Source organism: Nocardioides sp. (assembly GCF_036401255.1).
GTDB lineage: Bacteria > Actinomycetota > Actinomycetes > Propionibacteriales > Nocardioidaceae > Nocardioides.
Genome location: NZ_DASWVI010000409.1, coordinates 1 through 8,916, shown reverse-complemented (window position 1 = coordinate 8,916; position 8,916 = coordinate 1). Strand labels below are relative to the sequence as shown.

General features: G+C 72.9%; 11 protein-coding genes. 1 reads left to right on the top strand and 10 read right to left on the bottom strand.

Going from position 1 to position 8,916, the window contains the following annotated elements:
• Positions 1-154 precede the first annotated feature (154 nt).
• From VGD85_RS19025 to VGD85_RS19005, 5 genes are all read right to left on the bottom strand, one after another.
• Positions 155-793 carry an IclR family transcriptional regulator gene (locus VGD85_RS19025; protein ID WP_331064998.1) on the bottom strand — a complete coding sequence of 213 codons (639 nt, stop codon included), beginning with the start codon at positions 791-793 and terminating at the stop codon, positions 155-157.
• Positions 794-808: 15 nt separating this feature from the next.
• Complete coding sequence (locus tag VGD85_RS19020) at positions 809-2,557, bottom strand: DEAD/DEAH box helicase (RefSeq protein WP_414690836.1); 1,749 nt, start codon at positions 2,555-2,557, stop codon at positions 809-811.
• Positions 2,558-2,592: 35 nt separating this feature from the next.
• The gene (locus VGD85_RS19015) at positions 2,593-2,844 is read right to left on the bottom strand and encodes a DUF3039 domain-containing protein (RefSeq protein ID WP_331064999.1); all 252 of its coding nucleotides are present in this window, start codon (positions 2,842-2,844) and stop codon (positions 2,593-2,595) included.
• Positions 2,845-3,217: 373 nt separating this feature from the next.
• Positions 3,218-3,775, bottom strand: a complete 558-nt coding sequence (locus VGD85_RS19010) for a YqgE/AlgH family protein (RefSeq protein ID WP_331064996.1) — start codon at positions 3,773-3,775, stop codon at positions 3,218-3,220.
• Between the two features lie 47 nt (positions 3,776-3,822).
• Positions 3,823-4,350: a hypothetical protein gene (locus tag VGD85_RS19005; RefSeq protein ID WP_331064995.1), complete on the bottom strand. Its 528-nt coding sequence runs from the start codon at positions 4,348-4,350 to the stop codon at positions 3,823-3,825.
• A gap of 137 nt (positions 4,351-4,487) precedes the next feature.
• On the opposite strand from VGD85_RS19005, the gene VGD85_RS19000 reads away from it, so the two are divergent.
• Positions 4,488-5,186, top strand: coding sequence for a TetR/AcrR family transcriptional regulator (locus VGD85_RS19000; protein WP_331064994.1), 699 nt, complete (start codon positions 4,488-4,490; stop codon positions 5,184-5,186).
• 26 nt (positions 5,187-5,212) lie between these two features.
• On the opposite strand, the gene VGD85_RS18995 is transcribed toward VGD85_RS19000, so the two are convergent.
• The 5 genes from VGD85_RS18995 to VGD85_RS18975 form a co-directional block, all read right to left on the bottom strand.
• A complete protein-coding gene (locus tag VGD85_RS18995) occupies positions 5,213-6,226 on the bottom strand; it encodes a DUF3048 domain-containing protein (RefSeq protein WP_331064993.1) in 1,014 nt (337 codons plus the stop codon).
• Between the two features lie 98 nt (positions 6,227-6,324).
• Positions 6,325-7,092: a 3-oxoacyl-ACP reductase FabG gene (locus tag VGD85_RS18990; protein WP_331064992.1), complete on the bottom strand. Its 768-nt coding sequence runs from the start codon at positions 7,090-7,092 to the stop codon at positions 6,325-6,327.
• A 152-nt stretch (positions 7,093-7,244) separates the two neighbouring features.
• A complete protein-coding gene (locus VGD85_RS18985; RefSeq protein ID WP_331064991.1) occupies positions 7,245-7,658 on the bottom strand; it encodes an HIT family protein in 414 nt (137 codons plus the stop codon).
• Positions 7,655-7,909 (bottom strand): hypothetical protein, encoded by a 255-nt coding sequence (locus VGD85_RS18980; protein WP_331064990.1) that lies wholly within the window; start codon positions 7,907-7,909, stop codon positions 7,655-7,657. Before VGD85_RS18980 ends, VGD85_RS18985 begins: the two co-directional genes overlap by 4 nt.
• A gap of 173 nt (positions 7,910-8,082) precedes the next feature.
• Positions 8,083-8,916, bottom strand: an 834-nt coding sequence (locus VGD85_RS18975; protein WP_331064989.1) for a M15 family metallopeptidase, incomplete at its 5' end; no start/stop codon positions are given.

The window sequence follows — 8,916 nt, the reverse complement described above, 5'->3', positions numbered from 1 at the left end:
CGCCACCGCCAACACCGCCGCCGCCACCAGCACCAGCGAAGCCGCCGAAGACCTCGCCCGCATGGCCACCGACCTCCAACACCTCGTCAGCCGCTTCACCTACTGACGCGCGCGCCCGGGCCTTGGGGGAGGCCGACGGGGGACGGCCCGGCTCTCACGAGAGCCGGGCCGCGACCTCGTCCGCGGCCCGCCGCACCTGGGGGCCGATCGTGTCGATGTCGATGTCGCTGCCGAGGGTGACGATGCCGACGCTGGCGTCGAGCCCCTCCACGCCGCACACCGGTGCCGCGAGCCCCCGCGCCCCGGCCTGCAGCTCTCCCGTCGTGACGGCGAACGCGGCCGTCTCGCCGCGGCGGCCGAGCAGGATCGCCTTGCCGGCGGCCCCCTGGCTCAGCGGATGCCGCGAACCGACCCGGTAGCTGACGTGGAAGTCGGTCCAGGACGGCTCGACGACCGCGAGGGCGAGCGCCTCCTCGCCGTCGGCCACGGTGAGGTGGGCAGTGCACCCCACCGACTCCGCGAGCTCGCGCAGGACGGGTACGGCGAGGTCGCGCAGCACCGGCTGCACCGCCGAGGCGAGGTGCAGCACACCGAGCCCGACGTGCAGCCGCCCTCGCGGGTCGCGGCGTACCAGTGCGTGCTGCTCGAGCGTGCTCACCAGGCGGTAGACGACCGTCCGGTTCACCCCGAGCCGGCCGGCGAGCTCGGTGACGGTCAGCCCGCCGGGGGCGGACGAGAGCACGTCGAGCACCCGCAGGCCGCGGTCGAGCGTCTGGGAGGTCTCGGCCGGCATCTTCTGAGTCTAGGGTCAGGAGGTCTTGCGGGCCGCCCACTCGCGCAGCCGGTCGATCCGGGCGTGCAGCTGGTCGGCCGTCGCCACCGCGGCCGCGGGGCCGCCGCACTCCTTGCGCAGCGCCGCGTGGGTGATGCCGTGGGCCTGCCCGGTGCGGTGGTGCCAGGCCGCCACGAGACCGTTGAGCTCGCGGCGCAGGATCGCCAGGTGCTCGTGGGTGGAGACCTCCGCGACGGTGTCCGCGGGCCCGGATGCGCTGGCCTTCTGCTTGCGGGCACGCTCGCTCTGCCGGGTCTGCAGCAGCTCGCGGACCTGGTGCGGCTCGAGGAGCCCCGGGATGCCGAGGAAGTCCATCTCCTCCTCCGAGCCGACGTGCACCTCGCCGGAGTGGCCGAACTCGCCCCCGTCGTACAGCACCCGGTCGAACCGGGCCTCCGAGCCGAGCGCCTCCCAGGAGCCCTCCAGCTCGTCGGACGCGGCCTCGCCGGCGTTGGCCTGCGCCAGCAGCTCGTCCTCGGCCGCGAAGATGTCGTCCTCGTCGGCGATCCGGCGGCCCAGCACGTGGTCGCGCTCGACCTCCATCTCCGAGGCGAACCCGAGCAGCCCCGGCACGGACGGCAGGAAGACCGACGCCGTCTCGCCGCGGCTCCGCGCGCGGACGAAGCGGCCGACGGCCTGGGCGAAGAACAACGGCGTCGAGGTCGTGGTCGCGTAGACGCCGACCGCGAGCCGCGGCACGTCGACGCCCTCGGACACCATCCGGACCGCCACCATCCAGCGCCGGTCGCTGTCGGTGAACTCCGAGATCCGCTTGGAGGCGAGCTTCTCGTCCGAGAGCACGACGGTCGCCGGCTCCCCCGAGATCTGCTTGAGCAGCTTGGCGTAGGCGCGCGCGGAGTCCTGGTCGCTGGCGATCACCAGACCGCCGGCGTCGGGGACGTGCCGACGCACCTCCGAGAGCCGCCGGTCGGCCGCCGCCAGGACCGACGGGATCCAGGATCCGCCGGGGTCCAGCGCCGTGCGCAGCGCCTGGGCGGTGAGGTCCTTGGTGAGCGGCTCGCCCAACCGTGCCGCGATCTCGTCACCGGCGCGGGTGCGCCACTGCATCTCGCCGGAGTAGGCCATGAAGAGGACCGGCCGGACGACGTGGTCGGCCAGCGCGTGCGCGTAGCCGTAGGTGAAGTCGGCGACCGAGCGCGGGATGCCGTCGGGTCCGGGAGCGTAGGTCACGAACGGGATCGGGTTGATGTCGGAGCGGAACGGCGTGCCGGTCAGCGCCAGCCGCCGGGGCGCGGGCTCGAACGCCTCGCGGATGCCCTCGCCCCAGCTCAGCGCGTCGCCCGCGTGGTGGACCTCGTCGAGGATCACCAGCGTCTTGAACCGCTCGGTGCGGATGCGCATCGCGAGCGGGTTGACCGCGACGCCGGCGTACGTCACCGCGATGCCGACGTAGTCGGTCGAGGTCTTGCCCTTGCCGGCGGCGTACGTCGGGTCGATCGGGATGCCCGCCCGCGCGGCCGCCTCGGCCCACTGGAGCTTCAGGTGCTCGGTCGGCGCCACGATCGTGACCCGGTCGACCTGCCGGCGTCCGAGGAGCTCGGCCGCCACCGACAGCGCGAACGTCGTCTTGCCGGCGCCGGGGGTCGCGACGGCGAGGAAGTCACGCGGGTTGTCGGTGAAGTACTGACGCATGGCCGCCGACTGCCACGCTCGCAGCGACGGCGCCGTCCCCCAGGCAGCGCGCTCCGGCCACGCCGGAGTCAGCGCGTTGGGTCGGGGGTCGGCGTCCGGCCGACCCGTCACTCGCTCTTGCCCGAGTCGTCGTGGAGGGACTCCCAGACTTCCTTGCACTCCGGGCAGACCGGGAACTTCTCCGGCGCCCGGCTGGGCACCCAGACCTTGCCGCACAGGGCGACGACGGGGGTCCCCATCACCATCGCCTCGGTGAGCTTGTCCTTCTCGACGTAGTGCGAGAACCGCTCGTGGTCCCCCTCATCGGTCGGGACGGTACGCCGGTCCTCGCGGACATCGGTGTCTGTCGAAAAGCCGATGGTGGTCACGGCCCCCACTGTAATCGAGGCCCGACGCCCCGGGCCGAGTCGGCGCCAATGCAGACCGCCAGGGTGCCGAGTCGGCGCCACTGCAGACCGCCAGGGTGCCGAGTCGGCGCCAGTGCAGACCGTCCGGCGCAGCAACGCCGACTCGACGGGCCCAGCGCCTGCAGTAGCGCCGACTCGACGGGCCCAGAACCTGCAGTAGCGCCGACTCGACGGGCCCAGAACCTGCAATAGCGCCGACTCGACGGGCCCAGAACCTGCAATAGCGCCGACTCGACGGGCCCAGAACCTGCAGTAGCGCCGACTCGACGGCCGGGCGGCCTGCATTCACGCCGACTCGCGCCGGAGCAGACGTGGGGCGGGCAGCTCAGTTGAGGTCCGGGTCGAACGGGCGGGTGGAATGCCACGCCATCTCGCCGGGCTGGCGGCGCAGCACGGCGCGCCACAGATCGGCGGAGTCGGCGCGGAAGGCGTCGGCCGGCTCGCCCGGCACGACGTACCAGCTGCCCTCCTCGATCTCGCCGTCGAGCTGGTCGGCGCCCCAGCCCGCGTAGCCGGCGAAGATCCGCAGCTGGTCGATGCCGCCGCGCAGCAGCTCCAGCGGGGTGTCGAGGTCGACGAGGCCGAGCCGGCCCTCGATGACGCGGAACCCCACCGGCACGTCCGCGGCGTCGGTGAGCGTCGCCACGGCCAGCGCACCCTGCAGCCCCACGGGCCCGCCCTGGAAGAGCACCTCCGGCTCGGCGACCACCTCGCCCCACCCCTCGAGCACGTCGTCCACCGAGACGGCGGAGGGCCGGTTGAGGACCACCCCGAGGGCACCCTGGTGGTCGACGTCGAGCAGCAGCACGACGGTGTCGGCGAAGTTCGGGTCGAGCAGCGCAGGCGTCGCCACGAGCAGCATCCCGGCCCGCGCCTCGGTCATGTCCCCATCATCACCCACACGGGGTCCAGGGGGCGTGAGGGCGGGGGTCAGGCGGCGAGCGCCGCCTTGAGCCGCGCCAGCAGCCGCGGGTGCGAGCGGCGCGGGACCGGCGGTCGCACGGGACGGTACGTCGCGCGCGCCTCGGCCTCGACCGCGGCGCCGACCCGCACCGCGGTCCGGTCGGCGGCACTGACCCGCCCGGCCATCATCGCGAGCATGGTGCGCTCCTTGGCCGCGGACTTCGTCATCGCCTCGGCCATCGCGGGGTCGTGGGGCTCCGCACGGTAGTGGTCGACGATCGCGAGCACCCCGGGCAACTCGTCGGCGGTCGCCTGCCAGGCGGTCACGACGGCGCGCTCGAGGTCCATCGGCTGCTGCATGAGCTCACGGTCGATGCGACCCGCGAGCCGGGTGTGCCAGCGCAGCTGCAGCGCACCCAGCAGCGTCAGCTCGTCACCGAAGGTCTCGGCAACGCCGTCGACGTCCATGGGCAGGAGACCGTCACGGCGGTCGTTGGCGGTGGCGATCACGGTGCGGAGGATCTCTCCGCGAGAGTGGAAGGACTTCCAGGTCATGGTCTGCTCCTCCGAGGGGCATGGCCTACATACCGGCAGTACGTACCCACGGTACGTAACCGTACTCGCGGTACGCAATCGCGATCGCGGTGATCGTGGTCACCCGTACCGACGGTCGGTATTAGGCTGCCGGGACTATGAGCAAGCCCTCGGTCTCCAAGCTGGTGCCGCGGGTGCCGGGTGTGCCCGGCGCGAGCCGGCGCCAGCAGTACTCCGCCTCCACCAAGCGCGCGCTCGTCGACGTCGCCGAGGAGCTGTTCACCGAGAACGGGTACGCCGCCACGTCCCTCGACGCGATCGTGGCCGGCGCCCAGGTGACCAAGGGGGCGCTCTACCACCACTTCAGCGGCAAGCAGGCGCTGTTCGAGGCCGTCTTCGAGCGGGTCGAGGACGACGCCGCACGGGCGATCCAGAAGGCCCTCAAGGGCCATCGCGACCCCTGGGAGAAGGCACAGGCCGGCCTGCAGGCGTTCCTCGGTGTGGTCCAGGAGCCGCGCTACCGCCGGATCGTGATCCAGGAGGGGCCCGCGGTCCTCGGCTACGAGCGCTACCGCGAGCAGGAGGAGCGCTCGACGTTCGCCAACGTCCTCGAGATCGTGCAGTCGGTGCTCGCGGCCGGCCGGTGGGAGCTCGACGAGGCCCTCCAGCAGACGTTCGCGCGGATCTTCTTCGGGGCCATGTCCTCGGCCGGCGAGTCCGTGTCGAGCGCGCCCGACCCCATCCAGGCGGCCGCGAACGTCGAGACCGCGATCGGCTTCATCCTCGCCGGCTTCCAGGCCCTCGCCGAGAGCGGCGTGGAACTGCCGTCCGGCGAGGTCGTCGAGACCCTGGACTGACCGGCCGCCGCCCGCGCGGGCCGGCGCTACTTGCTGAAGGTGACGTTGCCGTTGGCCGCCGGGACCAGCTCGATCCAGGTGTGGCCGGCCGGCACCTCCAGCGTGCCCGCCTTGGTCGAGAGCGTGATCGGCGCGTCCAGGCCCGTCTTCTTCCAGGTGCCGCGCACCAGCCGGCCGCCGTGGAAGATCATCGCCTCGCCCTTGCCCTCGAGCTTGGTCTCCGGCACCGGGTTGCCGGCCGGGTCGCGGTAGCCGGCGTCACCGACGGTGACCCGCAGCACGAGGACGGTGTCGGCGGGGAACTCGTCGCCGTCGGCGGCGTAGGAGTTCTCGTTGACGTAGCCCTTGCCGTCGTAGGACCAGTTCGTCGTGTGCCCGCCGCCGAACACCGCGGCGATCTTCTTGGCCGGCTGCCCCTTCGGGAAGTCCTCCTCGGGGCCCCACGGCAGGTAGTCCTCGGGCCGCGTGGCGTCGACCGCCGCCTCCTTCGCCACCTCGGTGAGGTTCGCGAAGAGGTTGTACGGCGCGCTGCGGGAGCTGTCGCGCGCGAAGCCCGCCGAGCCCTCCTGGAAGAACGCGATGCCGGCCTTCTTGATCCGGGAGATCGTGACCCCGGCCGCCCCGCTGGTCACCATGGTGCCGTCGACCGGCGAGACGATGCCGATGTCGCTGGCGCGCATCGACCGCACCGGCCCGACCCGGTCGGGGACCTGGGAGTAGTAGAACGCCGCCAGCCGGGTCAGGCCACCCTCGACGAGCTCCTCGACCACGAGGTCCGCCGACCCGAGCCCGACCTGCGGGGCGCTGGCGTAGGTGTTGTCCATCTTCGCGACGAGCACCGGGTGCTCCTGCGCGACCTCGTCGTCGCCGCTGACCGTCAGCCCGGTCAGCGGCCAGGTCGCGGCGACCTCCTCGGCGCCCTCGACCTGCTGCGACGCCGGGGTCTGGTCGTCACTGGGCTCGTCGCCTCCCCCGCAGCCGGCGAGCACCAGGCCGGCGGCGACGAGCAGGGCGGTGACGGTGAGAGGGGCACGGCGCACGGGGACGCTCCGTTTCGTGAAACTCGTGTGTTCTGGTCGACTTCAAGTGTGCAGCCGGGCGAGCCCCGGGGTGGGGAGGCGCGCCCGCAGGGAGTCCGCTAGCCGAGCTTGGCGCCGCCGTCGACGTAGAGGGTCTGACCGGTGATGTACGACGCCTCGTCGCTGCACAGGAACGCGGCGGCGGCCGCGATGTCCTCGGGGTAGCCCACGCGGCGGACCGGGTTGGCCTCGGCGTTGAGCCTGCGGAACTCCTCGACGTCCATCTTGAGCCGAGCGGCGGTCGCGTCGGTCATCTCGGTGGCGATGAAGCCGGGGGCGATCGCGTTGGCGTTGATGCCGAACGGGCCGAGCTCGATGCCGAGGGTCCGGGTGAAGCCCTGGATGCCCATCTTGGCCGCGGAGTAGTTGGCCTGGCCACGGTTGCCGAGCGCGGAGACGCTCGAGAGGTTGAGGATCTTGCCGTACTTCTGGGCGACGAAGTGCTTCTGGGCGGCCCGGGTCATCAGGAACGCACCGCGCAGGTGGACGTTCATGACCAGGTCCCAGTCGTCGTCGGTCATCTTGAACAGCAGGTTGTCGCGGGTGATGCCGGCGTTGTTGACCAGCACGTGGATGCCGCCCAACTCGGCGACCACCCGCTCGACCGCGGCCTCGGCGGCCGCGCTGTCGCTGACGTCGCAGCCGATGCCGATCGCCTTGGCGCCGACGGCGACCGGCAGCTTCGCGGCGGACTCGGCGGCGGACGCCTCGTCGAGGTCGAGGACGGCGACCGAGGCGCCCTCCTCGGCGAACCGCGTGGCGGTCCCGAACCCGATGCCGCGCGCGGCGCCGGTGACAACAACAACCCGTCCGTCGAAACGGCCCATGGAAGTGGCTCCTCGTGGTCCGGCAGGGCCGGCGGTCGGCCCCGTCGGGACCCCACCCTAGGCGACCGCGAACCGGTCGGTAACCGAGGGGCCGCGCGACGTCGTACGTTCCGAGCCGCCGGTGACACCCTCGGGACGACGTCCCGCAGGGCTCAGGTGAGCGCGGCGCTCAGCCGTGCGGCGTACGCGGCGGACTCGCCGTCGGCGTACGTGGTGCGCGGCCAGAAGAAGCCATGCAGGCCGTCGCCCTTGGTGCGCGGCACGACGTGCACGTGCAGGTGGGCGACGGACTGGCTGACGACGTTGTTCATCGCCACGAAGCTGCCCTGCGCACCCAGCCCGTCGACCATCGCGGCCGCGAGCCGCTGGGCGGCCTCGAAGAGCGGGTCGCGCAGGCCCGGCGGCAGGTCCGGCAGCGTGACCACGTGCTCGCGCGGCACGAGCAGCGTGTGGCCCTTGAACAGCGGCCGGCGGTCCAGGAAGGCCACCACCTCCGCCTCGTCGAGCACCAGGTCGGCGGGCAGGTCCCCCGCCACGATCGCGCAGAAGACGCAGCCGTCGGTCACGACCGCCGGCGGCCCACGCCGCCCTCGAGCAGACCGAGCAGCACGAACGAGACCACGCAGGCGGCGGTGAAGCTCCAGGCGCCGAGGTCCGCGAGCGGGTCGCCGAGCACGGCGTTCATGCCGGCGCCCCCGATCACCGCGCCGACGACGCCGAGCACCAGCGTGATCGGCACGCCCGGGTCCTCCGGGTCGTGGTGCAGCACGCGCGCCAGCACCCCGAGGATCACGCCGGCGACGAGGAAGGCGGCCATGGCGGGAGAGTAGTGCCGCGTGTCCAAAGTTCCTACGCGCTTCGCGCGGGCCAGGGCACGCACCTCGCTGCGTTGGCCTCGCTCGAGTTACGCCCGGTAGCCCCACGCTCGGCCGCCTTGCGATGCACGCGCCCTGACCACGCCAAGCATCCAGGAACTTCCGACACGCGCCACTAGTCGCTGGCCACGTCGCAGAACCGGTCACAGGGCCGCGGCCGGACCGCCGCCCGCGCCCGGCTCCCGACGTAGTCGAAGTGCTGGGTGTCGCCGAGCCCGTAGGTCCAGCGGAAGCCGTGGCGGGCCATCAGCGCGACGACCGGGTGCGAGCGCGAGCGCCACGCCACCCGGGGATGGGAGTGGCCCTGCCACCACCGGTTCGGGACGATGCCGCGAGCCGAGCGGTAGGGGTTCTCCCAGGTGTTCACGTCCAGCGACCGGCCGTAGCTGTGCGGGGAGCGCACGCCGGGACGTCCCGTGACGTCGCGGCAGTTGAACGCCGAGGTGTTGCCGGCGGCCATCGAGGCGTAGTCGTCGCCGCCGTGCGATCGGCGGCCGTAGCCGAAGCGGTCGACGCGGTACATCGAGCGCACTGGCAGCTCACGGCGGTACATCTCGGCGAACGCCGCGCCCATCGCCCGCGCCGCGGCGGTGTTGGCGACCAGCTCACCGCGCCGGAGGTAGCCGCCGTAGTCCCAGTAGTTGACCCGGACCAGGCGCAGGCCGCCTCGACCGACCGGGCAGCCGCGGCGCCAGGAGATGCCGGTCATCTGCCGCCAGACCCGGGCGGGGATCGGCGTGATCACGACGTTCGGCCCGCGCCCGACCGCGCGCTGCTGCGGTGGCACGTGACGGCGGGGCCGGGGCGCGGCCTGCGGCAGCCGCACCGGGGTGCCGGGCGGCAGGTTGTCGATGCGGTGCACGGAGCTGCGGTCGCCCTCGACCCAGGCCTGGCGCACGGCCTGCGCCCGCCACCGGGAGTCCTGCCGGGGCCGGGTCGTGAGCGCGGC